The following is a 23812-nucleotide window of genomic DNA, read 5'->3' on the forward strand; positions in this document are numbered from 1 at the left end:
TACTTCACTTTCCCGCGTGCGGTGCGCCGGCGCAGTACCCGGACGGGCCGAGCGTCGCGCGCAGACCTTCGTTCAATTCGGCGAGCTGCGACGTGAGGCCCTCGATCCGGGCCTCGTCCCAGCCGCCCAGTGCCGTCTCGAAGAACTCGAGGTACTGCTTCCGCCACAGTTCGAGCCGTTCGAGACCGGCCTCGGACACGCTGATCAGCGACGCGCGCCCGTCCTCGGGGGCGGGGCGGCGCTGGATCAGCCCGGCGGCCTGCAACTGGGCGATCTGCCTGCTGATCACCGACAGGTCGACGAGCCTGCGCTTGGCGACCTCCGACGGACGGGCCTCGCCGTGTTTCGCGAGGTCGGACAGCAGCATCGCCGAGGCCGGGTGCAGCCCTGGCTCGTTCTGCCACGCCTGCATGATCCACAGGTGCTGGAGCTGGGCGGACGCCTTCAGCTCCCGCAGCAGTTCGAGCCGCACGTCGTCAGCTGGGCTCATCGTTCCTCCCGGGCCTGGTGCCCACTTGCTTGTATTCTACAAGTTTAAGCTCGAAGGTTGCGTAGGACAACTATCTAATCGGTGAGCTGCCCCACGTCCCGACCGGCCGGTAACCCGACCGGAGCAACGATGCGGGCAATCCGCCTCAGTGCGGCTACTCTGCGGACCAGACGCCCCGCGATGCCGACGCGGCGAGCACGTCGTGGACAACGAGGAGCAGGAGTGGCGAATTCCCCCGCGCGACGGCGCGAGCCGAATCCGGCAACCACGGCTTCCCTGCTCTCGTGACCATTCCCTCCCAACCCCCCGGCCTCCGGTCCCGACCCATGAACGACGACAGCCCGATGACAGCCGATTCGATCAGCCCGCTCCCGCGGACCACAGCCGCGCCCCGGCAGGCGCCCGCTGCCGTCGTCGCGATGGTGCAGCTCATCCGCGACACCTGGGCCAAATCGGAGCCGTACGCGCCGGAGATCTCTCAGTTCTTCTACGGGATGCTCTTCACCCTCGCGCCCGCCACGCGCGATTTCTTCCCGATCAACATGGAAGTGCAGGGCGGGCGCATCATCCGCGCGCTGGCCCGCGTCGTGCAGATGGTGGACCGACCGGACGACCTGCTGCCGTTCCTGCGCCAGCTCGGGCGCGACCACCGCAAGTTCGGCGTCGCGCCCAAGCATTACGAGGCCGTCGGCACCGCGCTGCTGGCCGCGTTGAAGAACCACCTCGGCCCGGACTGGACGCCGGAGGTCGAACGCGCGTGGGCGGAGGCGTTCACCATCGTCGCGCGCGCGATGCAGGAGGCCGCGGCGGCGGACGAGAACCCGGCGTCGTGGTCGGCCACCGTGGTCGAGCACCGGCGGCTCACCTGGGATCTCGCGCTGGTGCGGGTGATCCCGGACCAGCCGGTGCCGTATTCGCCGGGGCAGTACATGAGCGTCGAGGTGCCGCAGCGGCCGCGGTTGTGGCGGTATCTGTCGCCCGCGAACGCGCCGCGCGAGGACGGCGGCATCGAATTCCACGTGCGCGCGGTCGACGGCGGCTGGGTGTCGCGGGCGATCGTGAGCCACACGCAGGCGGGCGACGTCTGGCGGCTCGGCCCGCCGCTGGGCCGGATGACCGTCAACCGAGAACAGTCGCGCGGCGTGCTGATGGTCGCGGGCGGCACCGGGGTCGCGCCGCTGCGGGCGATCCTCGACCACCTCGCGCTGTGGGGCGAGAACCCGAAGACCCGGCTGTTCTACGGCGGGCCGACCCGGGAAGACCTTTACGACCTCGAAGAACTGCGCGCGCTCGCCGCGACCAACCCGTGGCTCACCATCACCCCGGTCGTCGAGCGCGGCGACCACCTGCCGGGCTGCGAACACGGCACGCTCGCCGAGGCGGTCACGCGGTACGGCGCGTGGCCGGACCACGACATCCTGGTGTCCGGGTCGCCGGCGATGATCCGCGCGACGGTGTCGCGGATGCTGGTCGCGGGCAGCGCGCTGGACCAGATCCAGTACGACCCGTTCACCGTGGACTGAGCCGGTGGACCTCCGGATTCCGGGATAACCGCCAACGGATCACTGAACTACCGCCAGACCGCCTCGGCCCGGTCGCTGGCCTCGGGCGTGAAGTAGTCGCCGGTTTCGAGGTCCTCCAGCAGGGTCGCGTGGTGCGGGGTCCAGCCGAGCAGCTCCTGGGTGTGCGCACTGGACACGGGCACGTCGAGCGAGAAAAACCTTGCCAGGAATGGGTTTCCGAGGTGTTCGGCGGCTTCTTCGAGAGTCAGGGACGCCGTCGGAATGCCGAGCAGCTGCGCGATTTTCTCCGCGACGCTCTTGATCTCGACGATTTCTCCGACCCCGTGCAGCATGCTCCCCGCGGGCGCTTTCTCCAGCGCCAACCGGAAAAGCACCGCCGCGTCGTTGCGATGGACGGCGGGCCAACGGTTCGTGCCGTCGCCGATGTACGCCGAGACGCCCGCTCGGCGCGCACCCGCGATGAGCGCCGGGATGAAGCCATGGTCGCGCGGTCCGTGCACGGTCGGCGCGAGCCGCACGACGCTCGCTCGGACCTCCCGGTCCGCGAAGCCGAGGCAGGTCTGTTCGCCGGGGATGCGGAAGTACGCCACCGAATCGGGATCCGCCGGGTCGAGTTCGGTGCTGACCTGGCCGGCCTTCAGCACCAGCGTGCCGGACGTGCTGACGAACGGTTTGCCGGTGCCGACCAGCGCCTGGCCCAGCGCGTCGATCGCCTCGCAGTCGCGGCGGATGAGATCGTCCGGGTCGGCGTAGCTGCCGCCCTGGGCCATATGCAGCACCCCGTCGGCAGCTTCGGCCCCGCGACGCAGGTTGTCGAGGTCTTCGAGCGAACCTCGGTGCGGTGTCGCGCCGAGCGATTCCAGCCGCGCGGCCGAGGCGTCCGAGCGGGCCAACCCGGTGACCGTATGCCCGGCCTGGACCAGCTCGGCAACGACGGCGGGACCGGTCTGGCCGGATCCGCCAGTGACGAAAACATGCATGGAGGACTCCTTAGTGTCAGTCGCTGACTCTACGCGTAACGACAGTGACTGACGCAATGTGGTGTCAGTCACTGTCGCGAACTCCGGGTAGGCTCACGACGTGCCACGGAGCGGAGCAGAAGCGCGCAGCCGCCTCAAGCAGGCGGCGCTGGAGCTGTACCGGGAAAACGGGTTCGACAAGACGACCACCGCGGAGATCGCGGCCCGGGCAGGCGTCACCGAGCGCACGTTCTTCCGGCATTTCCCGGACAAGCGCGAGGTGCTCTTCGACGGGGAAGCCGACCTGCGCGACGACCTGACGAAGTCGGTCGCCGAAGCCCCGGAAGGCCTGGCCCCGCTGGAAATCCTGCTGCGCGCCTTCCGCAAGGCGGGGCGGATCATGGAGCGCAACCTCCCGTTCGCCGAGCCCCGGCGCGACCTGATCGCGGCGACTCCGACCCTGCGCGAACGCAATCTGGCCAAGGCCGCGACGCTCGCCGAGGCACTCGCGGAAGCGTTGCGGCAGCGCGGCGTCGAGGATCGGCTGGCGCGGTTGGCCGCCCACGCCGGATGGGCGACGTTCCAGCACGCCACGCAGGCCTGGATCAGCGACCCGACGCGAGAATTGGACGACTATCTGACCGAGGCGTTCGCCGATCTGCGCACGCTCGGCGCAGAAGTCCGGACAGCACAAAGCCCTCCCGCGTCGTAACGCGAGAGGGCCGTGCGCGAAAAGCTCAGCGGCGCTTGGGCTTCCACACCACCAGCGACGTGTTCTGCCGCAGCGGCACCAAATCCTTGCGATAGGAAGCGTGCACCGCGGCGGCGGCCTGTTCGGCGGCCGCGTAGGCGGCGGCGAGTTCCTCGGTCAGCTCGTGCACCCGGGACTGCAGCGCGTCGACCTGGTTCTCCAGTTCGATGATGCGCTTGATGCCGGACAGGTTGACCCCGTCCTCCTGCGAGAGGCGCTGGACCTCGCGCAGCAGCGCGATGTCGCGCAGCGAGTAACGCCGTCCGCCGCCGGCGGTGCGGCCGGGCGAGACCAGGCCGTGCCGGTCGTAGGAGCGCAGCGTCTGCGCGTGCAGCCCGGAAAGCTGGGCCGCCACCGAAATCACGAACACCGGGGTGTCCTCGTCCGCGCCGTGCGGGAGTCCCGGATTACCGCCGAACATCACCCTCACCTGCCTTCGAGCAACTCGGTGATCTCAGGGCGCGGGTCGTGGCCCTTCATCGCCTCGGCGTAGGCCTCGAGTGCCGACCGCGCCTTGTCGTCGAGTTTCGCCGGGACCGCCGCCTCGAGCGTGACCAGCAGGTCGCCCTGCGCGCCGTCCCGCTTCTGAATGCCCTTTCCGCGCACTCGCAACACTCGTCCGCTCGCGGTGCCCGCGGGCACCTTCAGCGACACCTTGCCCTCGAGCGTCGGCACCGTGACGGTGGTGCCCAGCGCGAGTTCGGTGAAGTCCACCGGCACGGTGAGCGTGAGGTTGAGGTCCTTGCGCCCGAACAGCTTGTGCGGGGCCACGTGCACGCGCACGTACAGGTCGCCCGCCTGCGCGCCGCCCCGGCCGGGTTCGCCCTGTCCGGCCAGCCGGATCCGCTGGTCGTCCTTCACGCCCGGCGGGATGCGCACGGTGAGCGTGCGGGTGCGGGTGCTGATGCCCTCGCCGCCGCACTCCGGGCACGGGTCGTCGATGATCTTGCCCCGGCCGCGGCAGTCCTGGCACGGCTCGGAGAACGCGAACGCGCCCTGGCTGCGGCTGACCAGCCCGGACCCGCTGCAGGTCGGGCAGATCCGCGGCGAGGTGCCCGGCTTCGCGCCGTTGCCGCCGCAGGTGGAGCAGGTCGCCGGGCTCGACAGCCGCAACGGCAGCGTCGCGCCCTTGACCGACTCGAGGAAGTCGATCCGCACGTCGGTCTCGACGTCCGCGCCGCGCTGCGGCCGGTTCGCCGTGGCACCGGCGGCACCGCCGCGGCCGCGCCCGAAGATGCCGCCCAGGATGTCGCCGAGCCCGCCGAAGCCGCCCTGCTGACCCTGCGCGCCGGCCTGGTTGAACAGGTCGCTCATGTCGAACCCGCCCGCGCCGCCGCCCGGGAAGCCGCCGAAACCGCCCGCGCCGCCGGAGCCGAAGAGCGTGCGCGCCTCGTCATACTCCTTGCGCTTGGCCGGATCGGACAGCACGCCGTACGCCTCGGACACGGCCTTGAACTTGTTCTCGGCCGCGGTGTTGCCCGCGTTGGCGTCCGGGTGGTTTTCCTTGGCCAGCTTGCGGTAGGCCTTCTTGATCTCGTCCGCGGTCGCGTCGGAGGAGACACCCAGCTCTTTGTAGAAGTCCTTGCCGATCCACTCCCGAGCACTCATCGGGTGTCTCCTCCTTTCGCTGCAAACCGATTGTTACTGCTGGCCGGACTCATCGACCGAACCGTCGAGCGGCAGTTCGCCGCCGACCGGCGGATCGACCGGCTGCTCCGCCGGGGCTTCGCCGGGCTCGTGGTCGGTCACGCCGACCAGCGCCGCCCGCAGCACCCGTTCTCCGAAGCGGTAGCCGCGGCGCATCACGAGGGTGACCGTCGGGCCCTTCACGTCCGGGGACGTGTTGTGCTGCACGGCCTCGTGAATGCTCGGGTCGAACTCTTCGCCCTCGGTGCCGAACGCTTCCAGGCCGGACCGCTCCAGGCTGGAGACCAGCTTGTCGGCCACCGCCTTGAACGCGCCGGTGAGGTCGCCGTGCTGCTCCGCGCGCTGGAGGTCGTCCAGCAGCGGAAGCAGATCGCCGACCACGGACGCCTTCGCGCCCTGCACCACGGCCTCGCGGTCGCGGTCGACCCGCTTGCGGTAGTTCGCGTACTCCGCCTGCAGACGCTGCAGGTCGGCAGTGCGCTCGGACAGTTGCTTTTCGATGTCGGAGGCGGCCGGAACGGCTTCGTCCACGGAATCGCCCAGCGAGGGGCCCGCGTGCTGCGCGGGCTCCTCACCGGCCGGAGTTTCCTCCGCGGCCGGCGGGCGGACCTCGCCGGTCTGCGGGTCCACCCGTCGCCGATCCCGCACGACTACCGGTTCCTCGGGGCCAGTGCCCTCGGTCTCGGAGTGGCGGGGGGTCACTTCTTCTCGTCCTCTTCCACGATCTCGGCGTCGACCACGTCGTCCGCCTTCGACTTCGGAGCGTCGCCCGCGGCACCGGCCGCGCCCTCAGCGCCCGGAGCGCCCTCGGCACCGGCCGCGCCCGCGTTCGCGTACAGCGCGCTGCCCATCTCCTGCGAAGCGGTGTTCAGCTTCTCGATGGACTCGCGGATCTTGGCCGAGTCGGTGCCCTTGAGCGCCTCGTTCGCCTCGTCGATCGCGGTCTTCACCTTGCCCTTGAGGTCCTCGGGCAGCTTGTCGTCGTTGTCCTTGACGAACTTCTCGGTCTGGTAGACCAGCGTCTCCGCCTGGTTGCGGGTCTCCGCTTCCTCGCGGCGCTTCTTGTCTTCCTCGGCGTGCGCCTCGGCGTCCTTGACCATGCGCTCGATGTCGTCCTTCGGCAGCGCGGAGCCGCCGGTGATCGTCATCGACTGCTCCTTGTTCGTGCCGAGGTCCTTCGCGGTCACGTGCACGATGCCGTTGGCGTCGATGTCGAAGGTGACCTCGATCTGCGGCACGCCGCGCGGGGCGGGCGGAAGGCCGGTCAGCTCGAACATGCCGAGCTTCTTGTTCGCCGCGGCGATCTCGCGCTCGCCCTGGAACACCTGGATCTGCACCGACGGCTGGTTGTCGTCCGCCGTCGAGAAGATCTCGGACCGCTTGGTCGGGATCGTGGTGTTGCGCTCGATCAGCTTGGTGAAGACGCCGCCCTTGGTCTCGATGCCCAGCGACAGCGGGGTCACGTCGAGCAGCAGGACGTCCTTGACCTCGCCCTTGAGCACGCCGGCCTGCAGCGCGGCGCCCACGGCGACGACCTCGTCCGGGTTCACGCCCTTGTTCGGCTCGCGGCCGCCGGTCAGCTCCTTGACCAGCTCGGCCACCGCGGGCATGCGGGTGGAACCGCCGACGAGCACGACGTGGTCGATGTCGCCGACCGAGATGCCCGCGTCGCGGATGACGTTGTTGAACGGGGCCTTGGTGCGGTCCAGCAGGTCCGAGGTGATCTTCTGGAACTCGGCGCGCGACAGCGTCTCGTCGAGGAACAGCGGGTTCTTGTCCGCGTCCACCGTGATGTAGGGCAGGTTGATGCTGGCGGAGTTGGAGCTGGACAGCTCGATCTTCGCCTTCTCCGCCGCCTCGCGGATGCGCTGCAGCGCCATCTTGTCCTTGGTCAGGTCGATGCCGTTGGCGGCCTTGAACTTGTCGACCAGCCAGGTGACGATGCGCTCGTCCCAGTCGTCGCCGCCCAGGTGGTTGTCACCCGAGGTGGCGCGCACCTCCACGACGCCCTCGCCGATCTCCAGCAGCGAGACGTCGAACGTGCCGCCGCCGAGGTCGAAGACCAGGATGGTCTGTTCCTTCTCGCCCTTGTCCAGGCCGTAGGCCAGCGCGGCCGCGGTCGGCTCGTTCACGATCCGGAGCACGTTCAGGCCGGCGATCTGGCCGGCCTCCTTGGTGGCCTGGCGCTGCGCGTCCTCGAAGTACGCCGGGACGGTGATCACCGCGTCGGTGATCTCCTCGCCCAGGTACGCCTCCGCGTCGCGCTTGAGCTTCATCAGCACGCGCGCGCTGATCTCCTGCGGCGTGTAGGCCTTGCCGTCGATCTCGGTCTTCCAGTCGGTGCCGATGTGCCGCTTCACGGACCGGATCGTGCGGTCGACGTTCGTGACGGCCTGGTTCTTCGCCGGCTGACCGGTGAGCACCTCGCCGTTCTTGGCGAAGGCGACGATGGACGGGGTGGTACGGGAGCCTTCCGAGTTGGCGATGACCGTCGGCTCGCCGCCCTCAAGGACGGCGACGACCGAGTTGGTCGTGCCGAGGTCGATGCCGACCGCTCGCGCCATGGTGGTTCCTCTCGTGTTCTGGACTGGGTAGCTGCTATGTTCGTGACCTGCGGTTTCGAGGCACTCTTGAGTACCTTCTTAGCAGGTTCTCGAGGTCTCGCGCACGGCCTGGTCCACCAGACTTGAGCCGACTGCACTCAACCTTGCATCCAGGATAACGGCGGGACCCCCGGTCTTGTTCCCGGGTTCACCCGCAGAATTCGCCCCGCGGTGGTGTGACGCCACTCACCAGGTAGCCGGCCTCGGCACGCCGCACGCATTCGGAGTTGAGCAGCCCGGTGTGGCCGTCTCCGAGGTACGTGAGCAGCGTCGATCCGTCGATGCTCGCGGCGAGCCCGTGCGCCCACGGCAGCGGCGTCGCGGGGTCGTGCGCCCCGCCCACGACGAGGATCGGCGGGGCTCCGCGCACCGGATGCGGCTGCGGCGGGTTCAGCGCGGGAAGCGGCCAGCCGGTGCAGCCCGCGGAGAGATCCCAGTACTCGCTGTAGCGCCAGCTGTGCGGGGCGACCGCGCGGATCGCCCAGGCGGTCGCGCGCAGGTCCGCCAGTCCGGTGAACGGCGACGGGAAGTCCTGGCAGCCGATGGAGCGGTACGCGCCGTAGGTGTCGCTCGCGAACTGCGAACTGGTCGCGAGCGCGCTCGCGTCCGGGTCCGCCAGCGCGCGGCTCAGGGTCGGCCACTCGGCCGGAAGGTAGAGGTGGCCGTACGCACCGGAGGCCAGCTCCTCGCCGGTTGCCTTGCGGCCCAACGCTTTCGCGTACGCGCCGTGGGTGACGAGGTCGTCATAGCGGGCGAGCGCGTTCTTGCCGTGCAACGCACAGTCGGTCGAGCGGTCGCACCACGCGGCGAACCGCAGCAGCGCGTCCTCGGTGGCAGCGGCTTCCTCGACCATCGCCTGCCGCATCGGCCGGGAGTGGTCCACCGCGCCGTCGAGCACCATCGTGCGCACCCGGTCCGGATGCTTCGAGGCGTAGACCGCGCCCAGTTCAGTGCCGTACGAGACGCCGAGCCACGAGATCTTCTGCTCGCCGAGCGCGCCGCGGATCGCGTCGATGTCCTCGGCGGCGCTTTGGGTGTCGACGTCCCCGAGCATCGGGCCGGTCTTGGCGAGACAGTCCTCGCCCGCCGCGCGGTTGTGCGCGACGAACGCGTCGTACTGCTGGCGCGTGCTGGGGAAGAGGCCGATCTTCGGGTCGTACAGCTTCGCTTGGTCACAGCTGATCTTCGGATCGCTGAACCACACGCCACGCGGATCGAAGCCGATGATGTCGAAGCGGTCCCGCAACGGTTCCCGTGCCGAGCCGATGACCTTCGTGTTGAGTCCGCCGAAGCGCACGAAGCCGACGCCGGAGCCGCCCGGTCCGCCCGGGTTGACCAGCAGCGACCCGACCCGGTGCTTCGGGTCGACGGCAGGCAGCCGGGTGAGCGGGATATGCGCGGTGCCGGTTTCCGGATGGGCGCGGTCGATCGGCACCTCGATCTGGGCGCATTGCGCGGTCGGTTCCTGCTGGGTCCCGCACGGCGTCCAGGGCAACGCCGGCGTCGGTGCGCTGACCAGCGGAAGCAAGGTCAGCGCGGCAGCGGCCAGGTTCATGCCCGGCGCACCTGCCCCGTCCGGTCGTCGGCCGAAGTGCGGAGCACGACCGCCTCCGCGTTCTGGACCATCCCTTGCCGCACCGGGATTTCCACCACCGCGACCGGCGTCGTGGCCTGCGGTTCAGGCGAGTGGCCGAGCGCCGCGGTGATCGCGAACGCCCCCACCGCGCCCGCCAGCACCGCGGCCAGCAGCCGCTTTTCGAGTGTGCGCATGATGTGTCTGTTCTCCCCTTCAGACGGCCTTGACGGTGACGCTGCCGCTGTCCGTGTTCAGCTCGAGCGTCTTCGCGTCCGGACCTGAGTTCTGCGGAATGTCGATGCTGCGGTGCCCGCTCTCGCTGGTGCCGGTGACCTGGTAGGACCCGCTGCGCGGCACGGTCACCGCGATCCGGCCGGAGTCGGCCCGCGCCTTGACGTTGCTGGGCTGGGTCAGGCTGAGCTCGATCCGCCCGCTGCCCGCGGAAACGTCGACCGGCCCGCGCAGTCCGTCGCCCTCGATCCGGCCGGACTGGCTGTGCACCCAGACCTCGCCGACGTTGTGCAGTTCGGCCGCGCCGCTGTCCAGCTGGAGCTTGACCCGCCCCGGCACGTCCTGCACCTGCGCGCTCCCGGAATCGGCGGTGACGTCGACGCTGCCGACGCCCGCGAAGTCCAGCGTGCCGGAATCGGAGCTGCCGGTGACCGGGATGCCCGCCGGGACGACCAGCTCCAGGTCGGCGGTGCAGTTGCGGCCGCAGTCGGTGACGACGAGCTGGTCGCCCTCGACGCGGTAGGCGTCGCCGGGCTGGCCGCTGAAGTGGTAGCGCAGGGTCTGGTGCACGCGAGCCGCGCCGGAAGCGGTGCGGATGCGCACGTCGCCGGAACCGTTCTCGAGCTTCACCCCGCGGATCTCCTGCGCCAGCGTCGCGTCGCGGGAAACCGTGGACCCGAACCCCCACCCGCCGAATCCGATCGCCACCCCAACGCCGATCACCGCGATGCCGGCCAGTGCCAGAAGCGGGCGTGCCATGTCAGTTCCCCTCAGTACCACTCTCGGCTGTCCCGAGTGACGTTAGAAGGAGAGGGACCCCGGGGACATCCGGTAAACCCCCCGAAACATCCCTGAGGCGGCGACCGACGGGCCAGGGTCCTAACCTGGCGGCCGGAGAGCCCCGTTGATGCCCAGTCGATCAGGAGGAGCCCATGCCCCAGCCGCCCAATCCGTACGACTACCTGCCGTCGGTTCCGTCGTTCATGCTGCACAGCACGGACATCGCCGACGACGAAACCCTGGCCCAGCAGCACCTGTCGGGCATCTTCGGCGCCGGCGGCGAGGACCGTTCGCCGCAGCTGTCGTGGGAAGGCTTCCCGGAAGGCACCCGCAGCTTCGCGATCACGGTCTACGACCCGGACGCCCCGACGGCCAGCGGCTTCTGGCACTGGGCGGTGTTCAACATCCCGGCTTCGGTGACCTCGCTGCCCGCCGGCGCCGGTGACGCCGCGGGGTCGGGACTGCCTTCGGGCGCGGTCACGCTCAAGGGGGACGGCGGGGTCCGGCAGTACCTGGGCGCCGCGCCGCCTCCCGGACACGGGCCGCACCGGTACTTCTTCGTGGTGCACGCGCTGGACGTGGAGACGCTGGACGTTCCGGAGGACGCTACGCCGGCGTTCCTGGGGTTCAACATGTTCGGACACACGCTGGGGCGGGCTCGGCTGGTGCCGGTTTACGAGAACAAGGGCTGAGGTTTCGCGGTGGGGCCGGGCGTCGCCGGCCCCACGCAACCGTCCTAAGAGGACTGGCGCCCGCGGTCAGCGAACCGCCTCGCGTTCCAGGTACCGCCCCTGCTCATGCTCCGCGAAGCCGAACTTCCGGTACAGCTCGTGCGCGTCCGACGTGTGCAGCATCCACCGGAAGTTCGCCCCCGGCCCGTGGTCGATCATCTCGCGCACGAGTTCCTTGCCCAGCCCCGCGCCGCGCGCGTCGGCCACGACGAACACGTCCGCGAGGTACGCCATCGCGACCCCGTCCGAAAACGCTCGCGCGAAGCCCACCTGGCGGCCGCTCGCCGCGTCGTACGCCCCGACCACCCGCCAAGCCGTCCGCACCTGCTGCTCGACGTGTTCCCGCGTCCGCCACCGGGCCCAGTACGCCTCCCCGGACAGGAACTCCCACACCACGTCGAGATCCACCCGGGCGACGTCGTCGTCCAGCTCGTAAGCACCCACAGTCCTCATAGCGGCAAGGTAATCAGCGCGGTCAAGCGGGTTTGAGCAAGTAATCCACCACCGGACGCAGCTCCTCCGCGGACGGCGGCTCGTCGTCGATCAACCCCTGGATCAGCAGGCCGTCGATGCCCGCGAGGAACACCCGGAACGCGACCTCGTCGTCGTGCCGGACCATCGACGTCAGCACATCCAGCCACCGCCGCGCCGCCGGGCGCAGTTCAGGCTTGCGCGCGGCCAGCAGGTACAGCTCGTACTCCGCCATTGTGCGCCCGCGGCGCGGTCCAAGCGCCTCCGCGAGCAGCCCGGCCACCTCCTCCGCCCCGCGGCTGCCGCGCGACCGGGCGCGGTCGATCATCCAGTACACCTCGGTCGCCATGTCCCGCGCGCACGAGATGAGCGTCGCCACGAGCAGGTCGTCCAGCGAGGAGAAGTGATACGTCGTGGACGTCGTCGGCACGCCGGCCTCGGCCGCGACCGTGCGGTGCGTGACCCCGGCGACGCCGTCGCGTTCGATCACCCGCAGGGTCGCTTCGATGATCTCCGTCCGCCGCTTCTCGCCGCGGGCCTTGCGGCCGTCGGTCTGGATTTTCACGACTGGCTCCCGACCTCGATGAGCACCACCCCGCCGATCACGAGGACCAGCCCGGCGATGATCGCCAGGTTGATCGGTTCCTTCAGGAACAGCACGCCGACCAGCGCGACCAGCGCCACGCCCGCCGCGGCCCAGACCGCGTAGACCACCCCGATCGGCAGCCCGAGCTTCAGCACCCGCGACAGCGCGAAGAAGGCCAAGCCGTACCCGACGACCACGAAAATCGAGGGCGTCACCTTGGAGAAGCCCTCGGAGAGTTTGAGCGAAACCGTGGCGGTCACTTCTGCGGCGATGGCCAAAGCGAGGTACAAGTAAGCACCCATACCTGAAGAAAGTACCTGAACGATCGTCCCACTTGCCAGCGAGGCGTGCACCACATCGGTGGGACTTGGGGCCGGTGGACCGGTTACCCATCAGTAAGAAGCGTTACCCTGCTCGGCACCGGCGCGCTCGCGCGGCGGCACCACCACACCGGACGAAAGGCACCCGACGATGGGCGCTGTACAGCTGACGCTCGGGGGGATTTCCGTCCTCCTGGGCATCGTCGCCTGGGGAATGTTCATCGCGACCATTGCCCGCTTCGTGCGGGTGATCAAGCTCGGCCAGCCGGACGCGACGCGCAACGGCCCGTTCATGCCGCGCTTGATGACCCTGATCAAGGAGTTCGCGGCGCACACCCGCATGGCGAAGTTCCGCCAGGTCGCCCCGTGGCACTGGCTGGTCATGTGGGGCTTCCTGATCGGGTCGCTCGCGCTGTTCGAGGCCTACGGCGAGGTGTTCGTCCCGACCTGGGGCTGGCCGATCCTCGAGGACTGGTCGCTGTGGAGCCTCCTGATGGAGCTGCTGGGCGTCGGCACGGTCGTCGGCGGCGTCGCGCTCGCGATCATCCGGCAGCTGAACCACCCGCGCCGGGCCGACCGGCTGTCGCGGTTCGCGGGCTCGAACTTCAAGTGGGCCTACTTCGTCGAGGCCGTGGTGATCGTCGAGGGCATCGGCATCATCGGCGTGCGCGCGGGCAAGGCCGCGATGCACGTCCACGAGACGCCGACCTGGGCCGCGTTCGTGTCGAACCCGCTCAGCGAGCTGCTGCCCTCGAGCGCGGCGCTGGTGTCGGTGTTCGCCTTCATCAAGCTGATGAGCGCCACGGTGTGGCTGATCGTCGTGGCCCGCACGATGACCATGGGCATCGCCTGGCACCGGTTCAGCGCGTTCTTCAACATCTACTTCAAGCGCGAGGCCGACGGCGGCGTCGCGCTCGGCGCGGTCAAGCCGATGATGAGCAAGGGCAAGGTGCTCGACCTCGAAGAGGCCGACCCGGACGAGGACACCTTCGGCGTCGGCAAGATCGAGGACTTCAGCTGGAAGGGCTGGCTGGACTTCTCCACCTGCACCGAATGCGGCCGTTGCCAGTCGCAGTGCCCGGCGTGGAACACCGGCAAGCCGCTGTCGCCGAAGCTGCTCATCACGCAGCTTCGCGACCACGCCTACGCGAAGGCCCCGTACCTGCTCGCGGGCGGCAAGCGCGACATGGCTGGCGATGAGATCGGCCTGTCCGGGGACAACATGTACGCGGGCATCGACGTCCTCGCGATCGCTGAGTCGCAGAAGGCGCTCGTCGGCGACGACGGCGGCGTCATCGACCCGGACGTCCTGTGGTCCTGCACCTCCTGCGGCGCGTGCGTCGAACAGTGCCCGGTCGACATCGAGCACGTCGACCACATCGTCGACATGCGCCGCTACCAGGTGATGATCGAGTCGTCGTTCCCCACGGAGCTGAACGGCATGTTCAAGAACCTGGAGAACAAGGGCAACCCGTGGGGCCAGAACGCCAAGGACCGCCTGCAGTGGACGGAGGACCTCGACTTCGAGGTCCCGGTCTTCGACGGCGACCTGGGCGACGCGGAGTACCTGTTCTGGGTCGGCTGCGCCGGCGCGTTCGAGGACCGCGCGAAGAAGACCACGCGCGCGGTGGCCGAGCTGCTGCACATCGCGGGCGTCAAGTACACCGTGCTCGGTTCGGAGGAGTCCTGCACCGGTGACCCGGCTCGCCGCGCGGGCAACGAGTTCCTGTTCCAGATGCTGGCGCAGCAGAACGTCGAGGTGCTGAACTCGGTGTTCGAGGGCCGGGAACGCAAGGCGCGCAAGGTGGTCGTCACCTGTGCGCACTGCTTCAACACGCTCGCCAACGAGTACCCGGAGCTGGGCGGCCAGTTCGACGTCGTGCACCACACGCAGCTGCTCAACCGCCTGGTGCGGGAGAAGCACCTGACGCCGGTCGCGCCGGTCGCCGAGGACGTCACCTACCACGACCCCTGCTACCTGGGCCGGCACAACAAGGTCTACGACGCTCCGCGCGAGCTGGTCGGCGCGTCCGGTGCGCAGCTGCGCGAAATGCCGCGGCACGGCGACCGCTCGATGTGCTGCGGCGCGGGCGGCGCGCGGATGTGGATGGAAGAGAAGATCGGCAAGCGGATCAACGTCGAGCGCGTGGACGAGGCGCTCGGCACCGCCCCGTCGAAGATCGCGACCGGCTGCCCGTTCTGCCGCGTGATGCTCACCGACGGCGTCACCTCGCGCCAGAGCGACGGCCTGGCGAGCGAGAAGGTCGAGGTCGTGGACGTCGCGCAGCTGCTGCTGACGGCGGTGAAGCGCAAGCCGGAGCCGGCCCTGGTCGCTTCGGGCGCACCGTCGCTGGACGAATCGGACGCGGAACTGTCGGCCAAGCCGGACGTCCCGACGGACGAGAAGCCGACCGGAACGCCGTTGCCGGAGGGCGACGACTGAGTTTCTCCCTGAAGACGGCCCCTGGCATTCGCGGATGCCAGGGGCCGTTTCGTTTGCGAGACGCGAACAGTCGGTGCTGGTCGCGCGCGTATCAGTCCTCGTCGTGGCCGCTTGCAGCAGGCGGCGTACCCCGCGGTGCAGTTAGTCTTTCCGGCGTGAGCGACGAATCGGAAGGCGGCGGCGAAAGCACCCTCACCGTGGTCCTGGCGGGCGGGGTAAACCTGGCGATCGCGGTGCTGAAGCTCGTCGCGGGCATCATCACCGGGTCGGGCGCGATGTTGTCGGAGGCCGCGCATTCGGTCGCCGACACCATCACCGAGGTCCTGCTGCTCACCGCGTTGAAGCGGTCGGAGCGGCCGGCCGATCGCCGCCATCCGTTCGGGTACGGCAAGGAGCGTTACTTCTGGTCGTTGCTCGCCGCGGTCTCGATTTTCGCTTCCGGCGCGGTTTTCGCGCTGTACGAAGGATTTACCACCGTTGTCGGGGAAGGCGCGGAGCAGACGAAACCGATCGTCGGCTACATCGTGCTGGGGCTGGCCTTCGCGCTCGAATCGGTGTCGTGGGCGCAGGCGGTCCGCCAGGTCCGTCGCGACGCGAAGGCCGAACAGCGGTCGTTTTTCGCTTACCTGCGGATGATTGATGACCCGGCGCCCAAGACCGTGCTCTTCGAGGACTCGGCCGCGCTGATCGGTCTGTTGCTCGCGTTCGCCGGGATCGGGCTGCACCAGCTGACCGGCTCGGACGTGTGGGACGGGATCGCCTCGATCCTCATCGGCGTGCTGCTCGCGTGCGTCGCGTACCTGCTGGGCAGCACGAACCGCGGTCTGCTGGTCGGCAGGCAGGCGGATCCGCGCCTGGTCCGGGGCATCCGGGACCACCTCGGGGACGCGCCGGAAATCGACGCGCTGGTGGATTTGCAGACCATGCTGATGGGCACCGATCAAGTCCTGGTGTGCGCCCGCGTGGACTTCGACGACGCCCTCGGCGCCTCCGACCTGGAACACGCGTGCGTGCGGCTGGCGGACGAACTGAGCGAGCGGTTCACCGACGTCACGGAGGTGTTCATCGAGCCGGTGCCGCGGACGGATCCGAAGCTGCGCGCGGCCGTGCTGGCCCGGTACGGGCTCCCGCCGCGACCGAATCAATAACCGAAGTCCTGCGTCCAGTACCAGCCGTCGGTCGTGACACCGACGCCCAGCTTCTTCAGCGAGCAGTTGAGAATGTTCTTGCGGTGCCCGCTGGAATTCATCCACATCTGCATCACCTGGTCCGCGCTGGTCGCGCCTTTCGCGATGTTTTCCGCGCCCGGCTTGGGATAACCCGCGGCGGTGATGCGGTCGGCGAAGCTCTCGCCTTCCAGGGTGTCGTGGGAGAAGTAGTCGCGCTGGGACATGTCGTCGCTGTGGCCCTGCGCCGCCTGGTCGAGATGCTGTTCCTCGGTCACCGGGGCGCAGCCCGCTTTGTCCCGCTCGTCGTTGACCAGCGCGAGGACCTGGCCCGCCAGCGTCGGCGCGCTGCGCGGCTTGGGCGAGGGCTTCGCGCTGCTGCTCGGCGGAGTGTCCTCTTTGGACTCTTGAGCGGGTGACGAAGGAGGCGGCGCGACGGTTCCCGATGCCGACGACGGTTCCTGCGTCATCGCGGGCGCGCCGGTGCTCGGGGCCGCCGACGTGGTGGACCCCGGCGACACCGCGAACGGCCGCAACGCACCCGCGGAGACGCCGTCGTCGCGCGTTTCCGGGACCGCGACGCTCAGTGTGCTGAGTTGCCCGGAGCGCAGCGCGAACGTCGCACCTGCTGCTCCGAGACCCCCGAAAAGCACACTGAGAGTCACGCTCACGACCCGGACGCGCACACTAATGGAGGACACAGCCGCGGAAACTATCACGAACTGATTACGACGGTTACCTCCAAATTGCGCAGCGGCCGGTCACCCACTACTCAGCGTCGAGCACCTCGAGATACCCCTCCGTGCCATTGACCCGGATCCGCTGTCCGTCCTTGATCAGCTGCGTGGCGTTCTGCACGCCGACGACCGCGGGCAGGCCGTACTCGCGCGCGATCACCGCGCCGTGCGTCATCTGGCCGCCCACCTCGGTCACCAGGCCGGTGATCGCGACGAACAGCGGGGACCAGCTCGGATCCGTGTACGCCGTGACGAGGATGTCGCCCGGTTCGAGATCGGCGTCGGCGAGGTCCAGGATGACGCGGGCGCGGCCCTCGATGGTCCCGGCGGACACCGGCAGCCCGACCAGCGCGCCTTCGGGCAGGTCGTCGCGGCGGTATTTGCCGGAAACGGCCTCGCCGTCGGAGGTGAGCACGCGGGGCGGCGTCAGCGATTCGTAGGAATGGAACGCTTCCTTGCGCTGCTGGATCAGCTCGCGGTCGACCTCGTTCGTCCGCACCACCTCGCGGAATTCCTGCAGCCGCAAGAAAAAGAGGTCTTCCGGCTCGGCGAGCACCCCGGCCGCCACCAAGCGTTCAGCCTCGCCCAGCAGGGCTTGCTTGTACCCGAAATAGCGGCTGACCATGCCGTACTTCGGGTACTCGCGGTATCCGGTGAACGTGCGGACCCGTTCGATCATCCGCTCGGTTTCCTCGGCCTTCGCCTCGCCGTCCGGCAAGGCGCGCAAGCGTTCCAGCACTTCCCGCGCCTTGTCCAACGCCTCTTGGCGGCCTTGTTCGAAGCGGCGCTTCCCGGCCCCCGGCTCGAAGTTTTTGATGTTGGACAACAACATCGGCACCAGCGCGAGCGGCTGTTCGCTCCACCGCGGCCGGGTGATGTCGATTTCGCCGACGCAGCGCATGCCGTATTTGTCGAGGTACCCCTGGATCGCGGCGCGCGATTCCTCGCCGCCGGCCAGCTTGGGCAACTCGTCGAGGAAACCGTTGTCTTGGACGTCCTGCAGGAAGGCGACCACCTCGGGATGCTCCCGGAGCACGTCCGCGACGTCGAGGAGCGCGAGGCCCATCTCCGCGGTGACGTTGTGCGGGACGGACTGGGTGAGCGTGTCGGCGACGTTCTTTTCGCCGAGCCACTCCTGCAGGTGGTCGTTCAGCCACCAGGACGCCTGCATCGCCGCCGTGAACACCTGGTGGCTGCGCGGATCGAAGAGGATCCGGCGCATTTCCTCGATGTCCGCGAAAAGGAAGTCGAGCAATTCGTTCCCCGACTTCGCGGCGATTTCGCGCCGCAGCGTGGCGAGGGAAGCCTCGTTGTGCTGGATCAGTTCGGTGACGACGGCCGGATCGGTTTCGATCGTGGCCGGTGCGACGCCGGGGACCTGCTCGCCCGGTCCGTCGTCCTCGGACAGCGGGAGGAAGCCCTCGCGGGAGAGGACGGTCTCCAGCGCGTCGCCCATCAGCGGGTCGGATTTCCCGGCTACCGCGAGGAAACCGGCCCGGCTCTTGGCCACGGACAGCAGCGGGGTGGCGTCCGCGAACAGCCGCCCGCCCGCCTCGGCCATCGGCCGCGGGGTCGTCAGCTGCCAGACCGACAGGCCCAGCGGCTTCATCGCGTCGGTCATCATCTGCTGGTGGCCGACGGAAACGTAGACCCGGTTTCCCTCGCCGGTGGCCTCGGGAATCGGGAACAGTGTGGTGATGGGGCGGCTCTGGACGATCTGGAACTCGTCTTCGGCCAGGCACCACTCGATGTCCTGCGGACGGCCGAAATGCGCCTCGATCGTGCGGCCGAGGGACACGAGCCGCAGCACCTGGTCGTCGGTCAGCGCGGCCTGTTCCTGCTGGTCCGCGGCGATCACCTGCTCTTCGGTGCCGCCGCCTTCGACGGGCAGGATGGCGCGCTGCTTGGCGGAAATCGCCTTGTCGACGATCTCGCCGTCGCGCACCTGGTAGTTGTCGGCGTTGACCAGACCGGACACCAGCGCCTCGCCGAGTCCGAAGCTGGCCTCCACGATGGCGACCTTCCGGTTGGACGTGACCGGGTCGGCGGTGAAAAGCACCCCCGCCGCGCGCGGAAAGACCATCTCCTGCACGACCACGGCCATGTGCACTTTCCGGTGGTCAAAACCGTTGCGCAGCCGGTAGGTCACCGCGCGTTCGGTGAACAGCGACGCCCAGCACCGGCTGACGTGCCGCAAAACCGCCTCGGTGCCGAGCACGTTGAGGTAGGTGTCCTGCTGACCGGCGAAGGAAGCCCCCGGAAGGTCTTCCGCGGTCGCGCTCGAGCGGACCGCGTAGGCGCGTCCGTCCACCAGCGCGCCGGTGATCTCCGCCGCCAGATCGTCCGGAATGACGATCGCTTCGAGCGCCTGGCGGACCTCCGCGCTGCCCGCGCTGATCGCGTCCCGGTCGTCCGGGTCCAGGTTCGCCAGCCGGTCCAGCGGCCCGGCCAGTTCCGGCGCGTTCCCGACGATCCGCTCGAACGCTTCGGTCGTCACGCAAAAACCGGGCGGCACGCGGACCCCGTCGATCCGCGCGAGTTCGCCCAGATGCGCGCCCTTGCCTCCGACGATCGCGACCTGCCCCCGGTCGATCTCCTGGAGACCGAGCACGTAGCTGCCCATTCGTTCGTTTCCCCCGTCTGTGGTCGTTCCCGGCTTTCGTTCGCCCGTCGAGCGGCAGCCTGTTCGGCTGGAGATTCTGCGGTACCACCCGGGTCTTGCGGCAAGCCCCCTGATGCGTTATAAGTTAAATACGGCAGGGAGAGATGTTCTTCGCTGCCTTTTCTTTTGCCTTCCTCACGGGCCGACCTTCGTCGTCGTGACGGCGTCCTTGGTGACTGTCCGCCCGGTCTGGTCAGCAGCGGTTGCGGTAGTCGTCGTGGTCATGTCCGCGCGAGCCGAAAGCGTGCAGGCGCGGGTGACCTGTTCGCCAGGGGCCAACTGGGGGACGGTGAACGAGCAGGCCGGGTCCGCGTCGCGAACGGTCACCTCGTGCAAGGGCGCGTCGCCGGTGTTGCGCAGAGTGCTCACGTACGTCACCGGGTCACCCGGCCGGATCGGCTGCTGCAGGTGATCGCGGCGCAGGTCCAGCGCTGGGTGGAGCACCGCGAAGCCCGCTGTTCCGGTCGCGGTGACCGGCGGACCCCACGGGGCGGCCGCGGTCGCGGTGGCCGGGGCGGCGGCTGTCGCGGCGGGAGCCACGCATTGGTAGCGCTGGATTCCGCCGACCGGCAGCTCGGCGAAGGTGTGCCCGCAGGCGGGGCCGTCAGCGACCTGGATGTCGTGCAACGGCTGGTCGCCGGTGTTGGTCAGCACGACCTCGAACGGCACCGAGTCGTCGGCTCGATACGCGCTGCCGGTGGTGTGTTTGGCGACCGCCAGTGCGGGCTTCTTCACCTTGAACGACGCCTGCGCGGAGGCACTCACCGTGCGCTGCGTCGGGTCGGTGCCGGTCACCGTCGCGGTGTTCGTGAACCCGTCCGGACCTGCGGTGATCGAGCACTGGTACTCGATTTGCGCATCCGGGGCCAGGCTCGGGATCTGGTGCGCGCAGACCGGGGTTCGATCGTCCACAACGGACACCGCGGTCAGCGGGACGTCGCCGACGTTGCGGACCAGCAGCGAGAACGTGACCTTGTCGCCCTGGCGCACCTCGTACGGCTGGGCGTCCTTCATGATCGCGAGTTCCGGGTGGATGACGTCGATCTTCGCCGAACCGGACGCGGTGACCGGACGGTTCGTCGGGTCGGTGCCGGTCAGGGTCGCGAGGACGCTGAAGTCGTCCAGTTTGGCCTTCACCGTGCACTGGTAGCTCTGCGCGGCACCGGGTTCGAGGCGGTCGAATTTCTTCGGACAGGCGGGATCGGCACTGGTCACCGCGGTGAGCGGGACGTCGCCGGTGTTGGTCACGGCGACCGTCACGGTGAGGGTGTCGCCGGCCCGCGCGACTGTCGGGCTCGCCGCGGTCATCACGGTGAGCGCCGGGTGGATCACGTCGATGTGCGCGTCGGCGGACGCGGTGAGCGGCGGGCCCGCCGGCGGAGTGCCGGTCACGTGCGCGGTGCTGACGGCGTCGTCGGCGGGGGCGGGGATAGTGCAGTCGTAGGCCTTGTTCGCTTTAGGGGCGAGGGTGTCGAGGGCTTTCGCGCACGGGCCCTGGTCGGTGACCTTGACGTCGGTCAGCGGGGCGTCGCCGGTGTTGGTGGCGGTGATGGTGAAGGTGACCGGGTCGCCCACGCGGAAGGGGCCGCCGTGGACGGTCTTCGTCAATGCCAATCCGGGGTGCACGACAGTGAACGCAGCGTCCGCGGTGGCGGTTACCGTGCCGCCGATCGGGTCAGCGGCAGTCACCTTCGCGGTGTTCGAGTAGCCGTCGTGCCCGGCTTTGGTGGTGCAGGTGTAGTGCTGTTCTTCTCCGACGGCCAGCGCGGGGAAGTCGCGGGCACAGCCCGGAGTCTTTTCGTCCACAATGGACGCTTTGGTCAGCGGGACGTCGCCGCTGTTGCGCACGGTGACGGTGAAGGCGACTTGGTCCCCCTCACGCACCTGCGTCGGCGCGACAGTCTGGGTGAGCTGGACGGCGGGGTGGATCACGTCGACGTGCGCGCTCGCGTTCGCGGTGACCGGGCGGCCGGACGGATCGGCGCCGGTGACCGTCGCGTCGCTCGTGAGGTCGTCAGTCGCGGGCCGGGTGCAGGTGTACGTCTGCTTTGCTAGCGGGGCAAGGGTTCCCAGTCGCTTCGCGCACTCCGGGACGGCAGGGTCGGCAACCTGAGTGTCGTGGAGTTCGGTGTCGCCAGCGTTCGTGACGGTCAGGGTGAACGTCGCGGGCTCGCCCGGGCGCACGACCGTCGGTGCCACGCTCTGCGCGAGCGTGACGAGCGGGTGGATCACGTCGATCGCCGCCTCGGTCGCCGCGGACACCGGCGCTCCGACCGGCGGTTTCGCGGTGACCTGCAGTGCTTCGGTCACGTCGGTGCCCGGCGCGGTCGTGGTGCAGTCGAAGGTCCAGTCGGCTCCGGGGGCGAGCGTGCCGTGCTGCTGCGCGCAGCCTTCGGCGCGGGCCATCGTCGTGACGGCCAGTCCGGTGAGCGGCACGTCGCCGGTGTTCGCCACGATCACGTGGACCGCAACGGCGTCGTTTTCGCGGAATGGTCCACCTTGGACGGTCGCGGTCAAGGACACCGCCGGGTGCTGCACGGTGAACGACGCGCTCGCCTTCGCGGTGACCGGCCGTCCGGTCGGGTCGGTGCCGGTCACGGTCACGTCGTTCGGGAAGCCCTGTGTTCCGGCGACCGTGCTGCAGGTGAAGGCCTGCTTGCCTTGGACTGCAACGGTTCCCAAAGTTCGCGCGCACTCCGCGACCCGGTCGTCGGCCACTGTGACGTCGTGGAACTCAGCGTCTCCGGTGTTGCTTACCGTGACAGTAAAGGTGACGCGGTCCCCCTCGCGCACCTGCGCGGGCGCGGCGGCCACCGCGGCTTCCAGCGTTGGGTGAACCACGTCGACCCGTGCGTCCGCCGTTGCGCGCTGTGTCGTTCCGAGCTGATCTTTGCCAGTCGCGACCACGGTGTTCGTCACGTCGTCCGCCGGGGCTAACTGTTCGCATTTGTAAGTCTCGACCGCGTTGGGCGCCAAGGTGCCGAACTTGCGGACACAACCGGACACGCTGTCGTCGGCCACCGCGACGTCGTCAAGCGGCACGTCGCCGGTGTTGCGCACAGTGACAGTGAAGGTGACACGGTCCCCTTCGCGCACCTGCACGGGGGAGACCGCGGCGGTGACTGCCAAGGCCGGATGGATCACCGTGACGGTGGCCGAGGACTTGGCCGAGACCGGTCGACCGGTGGCGTCCGTACCAGTGGCGGTGACGGTGTTTGTGGTGGTGCGCGCCGGTTTCGCGGTGCAAGAGTAGGTCTGCTGGGTGCCGGGCGTGAGGACGCCGAAGGACCGCGAGCACTCCGGAGTCGTGTCGTCGGTGACGTCGACCGGGTTGAGCGGGCTGTCGCCGGTGTTGCGCACGGTCACGTTCCAGGTGACCTGGTCCCCGCCGTGCACCACCGGTGGGACGGCTGCCTTCGATACCGACAGCGCAGGTGCGATGAGAGGGACTTTCGCGTCGGCGGTCGAGCTGACGACCTTGCCGAGCGGGTCGATCCCCTTCACGGTCGCGCTGGCCCCGTCCGGCAGCGGCACCGCTGCCGTGCAGGTGCCCACCACCGATTGGCCCGGCGCGAGGGAGCCGATGGCACGAGCGCACGAGCGGACCGTTGGGTCGGCGATGGTCACGTCGTGCAGCGGAACGTCGCCCGAGTTGGTGGTCCTGAGCGTGAACGTCGCCTGATCACCCGCACGATAAGCCGGTTTGTCGACTTGATGGCTCAACGTCAGAGCCGGGCGGAGGACATCGACGTTGCTTCCCGCCGACGCCGACAGCCGCTGTCCGCCGGAGCCCACGCCAGTCACCTTGACCGTGGAGACAAACCCCTTGTCCGGCGCGGCGAAGGTGCACTGATGGCGCGCGCTGGACCCCGGAGCGAGGGTGCCGATCTTCTTGCCGCACTGCGGGTTCTGCTCGTCCACGACGTCCACATCGGACACCGGAACCGACGCCGGGTTCGTCACGCTCACCGTGAACGTCACCTGGTCGCCCGCGTGCACCCGGTGCGGTTCGGCGACCGCCGCGACCCGCAACTCCTGCTGCGGCCCGGCCTGCGCCACGGGGGCGGCGGGGGTCAGCAACGTGGCCGTCAGGCCGAGGACTGAGAGCAGACGTTTCCCGGCCGAAACCATGCGCG

Annotated in this window: 20 protein-coding genes; 5 read left to right on the plus strand and 15 right to left on the minus strand. The window is 69.2% G+C overall.

Annotated features, from left to right (window positions below; translation table 11 throughout):
* Nucleotides 1–4: 4 nt before the first annotated feature.
* Nucleotides 5–490, minus strand: coding sequence for a MarR family winged helix-turn-helix transcriptional regulator (locus CU254_RS38280; RefSeq protein ID WP_009085003.1), 486 nt, complete (start codon nt 488–490; stop codon nt 5–7).
* 344 nt (nt 491–834) lie between these two features.
* Here CU254_RS38280 and CU254_RS38285 point away from each other — a divergent pair, with 344 nt between their 5' ends.
* A complete protein-coding gene (locus CU254_RS38285) occupies nt 835–2013 on the plus strand; it encodes a globin domain-containing protein (RefSeq protein WP_009085005.1) in 1179 nt (392 codons plus the stop codon).
* A gap of 47 nt (nt 2014–2060) precedes the next feature.
* On the opposite strand, the gene CU254_RS38290 is transcribed toward CU254_RS38285, so the two are convergent.
* Nucleotides 2061–2993 (minus strand): SDR family oxidoreductase, encoded by a 933-nt coding sequence (locus CU254_RS38290; protein WP_009085006.1) that lies wholly within the window; start codon nt 2991–2993, stop codon nt 2061–2063.
* Nucleotides 2994–3093: 100 nt separating this feature from the next.
* On the opposite strand from CU254_RS38290, the gene CU254_RS38295 reads away from it, so the two are divergent.
* Complete coding sequence (locus CU254_RS38295) at nt 3094–3684, plus strand: TetR family transcriptional regulator (protein ID WP_009085007.1); 591 nt, start codon at nt 3094–3096, stop codon at nt 3682–3684.
* A 25-nt stretch (nt 3685–3709) separates the two neighbouring features.
* Here CU254_RS38295 and CU254_RS38300 read toward each other — a convergent pair whose 3' ends face one another.
* The 7 genes from CU254_RS38300 to CU254_RS38330 all read right to left on the minus strand — a co-directional run bounded on the left by CU254_RS38300 (nt 3710) and on the right by CU254_RS38330 (nt 10539).
* A complete protein-coding gene (locus CU254_RS38300; RefSeq protein WP_037718648.1) occupies nt 3710–4144 on the minus strand; it encodes a heat shock protein transcriptional repressor HspR in 435 nt (144 codons plus the stop codon).
* Nucleotides 4145–4149: 5 nt separating this feature from the next.
* The gene (dnaJ, locus tag CU254_RS38305; protein WP_009085009.1) at nt 4150–5331 is read right to left on the minus strand and encodes a molecular chaperone DnaJ; all 1182 of its coding nucleotides are present in this window, start codon (nt 5329–5331) and stop codon (nt 4150–4152) included.
* Between the two features lie 33 nt (nt 5332–5364).
* The gene (gene grpE / locus CU254_RS38310) at nt 5365–6072 is read right to left on the minus strand and encodes a nucleotide exchange factor GrpE (protein ID WP_009085010.1); all 708 of its coding nucleotides are present in this window, start codon (nt 6070–6072) and stop codon (nt 5365–5367) included.
* Nucleotides 6069–7934 (minus strand): molecular chaperone DnaK, encoded by a 1866-nt coding sequence (dnaK, locus tag CU254_RS38315; protein WP_009085011.1) that lies wholly within the window; start codon nt 7932–7934, stop codon nt 6069–6071. The genes grpE and dnaK overlap by 4 nt, the downstream gene beginning before the upstream one ends.
* Before the next feature lie 187 nt (nt 7935–8121).
* A complete protein-coding gene (locus tag CU254_RS38320; protein WP_009085012.1) occupies nt 8122–9528 on the minus strand; it encodes an alpha/beta hydrolase in 1407 nt (468 codons plus the stop codon).
* Nucleotides 9525–9743 carry a hypothetical protein gene (locus tag CU254_RS38325; protein WP_009085013.1) on the minus strand — a complete coding sequence of 73 codons (219 nt, stop codon included), beginning with the start codon at nt 9741–9743 and terminating at the stop codon, nt 9525–9527. The genes CU254_RS38320 and CU254_RS38325 overlap by 4 nt, the downstream gene beginning before the upstream one ends.
* 19 nt (nt 9744–9762) lie before the next feature.
* A complete protein-coding gene (locus CU254_RS38330; protein WP_009085014.1) occupies nt 9763–10539 on the minus strand; it encodes a DUF4097 family beta strand repeat-containing protein in 777 nt (258 codons plus the stop codon).
* Between the two features lie 173 nt (nt 10540–10712).
* Between CU254_RS38330 and CU254_RS38335 the strand changes: the two genes are divergently transcribed.
* The gene (locus tag CU254_RS38335; protein WP_009085015.1) at nt 10713–11252 is read left to right on the plus strand and encodes a YbhB/YbcL family Raf kinase inhibitor-like protein; all 540 of its coding nucleotides are present in this window, start codon (nt 10713–10715) and stop codon (nt 11250–11252) included.
* A gap of 66 nt (nt 11253–11318) precedes the next feature.
* Here the strand turns inward: CU254_RS38335 and CU254_RS38340 are convergent, their stop codons facing one another.
* Genes CU254_RS38340 through CU254_RS38350 form a run of 3 tightly spaced genes read right to left on the minus strand, consistent with a single transcriptional unit; the run spans nt 11319 to nt 12650 of the window.
* Complete coding sequence (locus CU254_RS38340; RefSeq protein ID WP_009085016.1) at nt 11319–11744, minus strand: GNAT family N-acetyltransferase; 426 nt, start codon at nt 11742–11744, stop codon at nt 11319–11321.
* A gap of 22 nt (nt 11745–11766) precedes the next feature.
* A complete protein-coding gene (locus CU254_RS38345) occupies nt 11767–12327 on the minus strand; it encodes a TetR/AcrR family transcriptional regulator (RefSeq protein WP_009085017.1) in 561 nt (186 codons plus the stop codon).
* Nucleotides 12324–12650 (minus strand): multidrug efflux SMR transporter, encoded by a 327-nt coding sequence (locus CU254_RS38350; protein WP_037716225.1) that lies wholly within the window; start codon nt 12648–12650, stop codon nt 12324–12326. The genes CU254_RS38345 and CU254_RS38350 overlap by 4 nt, the downstream gene beginning before the upstream one ends.
* A gap of 169 nt (nt 12651–12819) precedes the next feature.
* Here CU254_RS38350 and CU254_RS38355 point away from each other — a divergent pair, with 169 nt between their 5' ends.
* The gene (locus CU254_RS38355) at nt 12820–15111 is read left to right on the plus strand and encodes a (Fe-S)-binding protein (RefSeq protein WP_009085019.1); all 2292 of its coding nucleotides are present in this window, start codon (nt 12820–12822) and stop codon (nt 15109–15111) included.
* A gap of 155 nt (nt 15112–15266) precedes the next feature.
* On the plus strand, nt 15267–16259 hold the full coding sequence (locus CU254_RS38360; RefSeq protein WP_009085020.1) for a cation diffusion facilitator family transporter: 993 nt from the start codon (nt 15267–15269) through the stop codon (nt 16257–16259).
* Here CU254_RS38360 and CU254_RS38365 read toward each other — a convergent pair.
* The 3 genes from CU254_RS38365 to CU254_RS38375 form a co-directional block, all read right to left on the minus strand.
* Nucleotides 16253–16948: a CAP domain-containing protein gene (locus CU254_RS38365; RefSeq protein WP_199786103.1), complete on the minus strand. Its 696-nt coding sequence runs from the start codon at nt 16946–16948 to the stop codon at nt 16253–16255. The genes CU254_RS38360 and CU254_RS38365 overlap by 7 nt on opposite strands.
* A gap of 97 nt (nt 16949–17045) precedes the next feature.
* Nucleotides 17046–19637: a rifamycin-inactivating phosphotransferase gene (gene rph / locus CU254_RS38370; protein WP_009085022.1), complete on the minus strand. Its 2592-nt coding sequence runs from the start codon at nt 19635–19637 to the stop codon at nt 17046–17048.
* Nucleotides 19638–19811: 174 nt separating this feature from the next.
* Entirely contained in the window at nt 19812–23807 is a 3996-nt protein-coding gene (locus CU254_RS38375) for a DUF11 domain-containing protein (protein WP_009085024.1), read from the minus strand.
* Nucleotides 23808–23812: the final 5 nt, after the last annotated feature.

The organism is Amycolatopsis sp. AA4, from assembly GCF_002796545.1.
GTDB lineage: Bacteria > Actinomycetota > Actinomycetes > Mycobacteriales > Pseudonocardiaceae > Amycolatopsis.

Excerpts from the sequence above, each read along its gene's own strand:
- CU254_RS38330 (WP_009085014.1), bottom strand. The coding sequence starts at position 10,539 with ATGGCACGCCCGCTTCTGGCACTGGCCGGCATCGCGGTGATCGGCGTT.
- CU254_RS38280 (WP_009085003.1), bottom strand. The coding sequence starts at position 490 with ATGAGCCCAGCTGACGACGTGCGGCTCGAACTGCTGCGGGAGCTGAAG.
- CU254_RS38320 (WP_009085012.1), bottom strand. The coding sequence starts at position 9,528 with ATGAACCTGGCCGCTGCCGCGCTGACCTTGCTTCCGCTGGTCAGCGCA.
- CU254_RS38285 (WP_009085005.1), top strand. The coding sequence starts at position 835 with ATGACAGCCGATTCGATCAGCCCGCTCCCGCGGACCACAGCCGCGCCC.
- CU254_RS38375 (WP_009085024.1), bottom strand. The coding sequence starts at position 23,807 with ATGGTTTCGGCCGGGAAACGTCTGCTCTCAGTCCTCGGCCTGACGGCC.
- CU254_RS38325 (WP_009085013.1), bottom strand. The coding sequence starts at position 9,743 with ATGCGCACACTCGAAAAGCGGCTGCTGGCCGCGGTGCTGGCGGGCGCG.
- CU254_RS38340 (WP_009085016.1), bottom strand. The coding sequence starts at position 11,744 with ATGAGGACTGTGGGTGCTTACGAGCTGGACGACGACGTCGCCCGGGTG.
- CU254_RS38290 (WP_009085006.1), bottom strand. The coding sequence starts at position 2,993 with ATGCATGTTTTCGTCACTGGCGGATCCGGCCAGACCGGTCCCGCCGTC.
- rph (WP_009085022.1), bottom strand. The coding sequence starts at position 19,637 with ATGGGCAGCTACGTGCTCGGTCTCCAGGAGATCGACCGGGGGCAGGTC.
- dnaJ (WP_009085009.1), bottom strand. The coding sequence starts at position 5,331 with ATGAGTGCTCGGGAGTGGATCGGCAAGGACTTCTACAAAGAGCTGGGT.
- CU254_RS38335 (WP_009085015.1), top strand. The coding sequence starts at position 10,713 with ATGCCCCAGCCGCCCAATCCGTACGACTACCTGCCGTCGGTTCCGTCG.
- CU254_RS38355 (WP_009085019.1), top strand. The coding sequence starts at position 12,820 with ATGGGCGCTGTACAGCTGACGCTCGGGGGGATTTCCGTCCTCCTGGGC.
- dnaK (WP_009085011.1), bottom strand. The coding sequence starts at position 7,934 with ATGGCGCGAGCGGTCGGCATCGACCTCGGCACGACCAACTCGGTCGTC.
- CU254_RS38350 (WP_037716225.1), bottom strand. The coding sequence starts at position 12,650 with ATGGGTGCTTACTTGTACCTCGCTTTGGCCATCGCCGCAGAAGTGACC.
- CU254_RS38300 (WP_037718648.1), bottom strand. The coding sequence starts at position 4,144 with ATGTTCGGCGGTAATCCGGGACTCCCGCACGGCGCGGACGAGGACACC.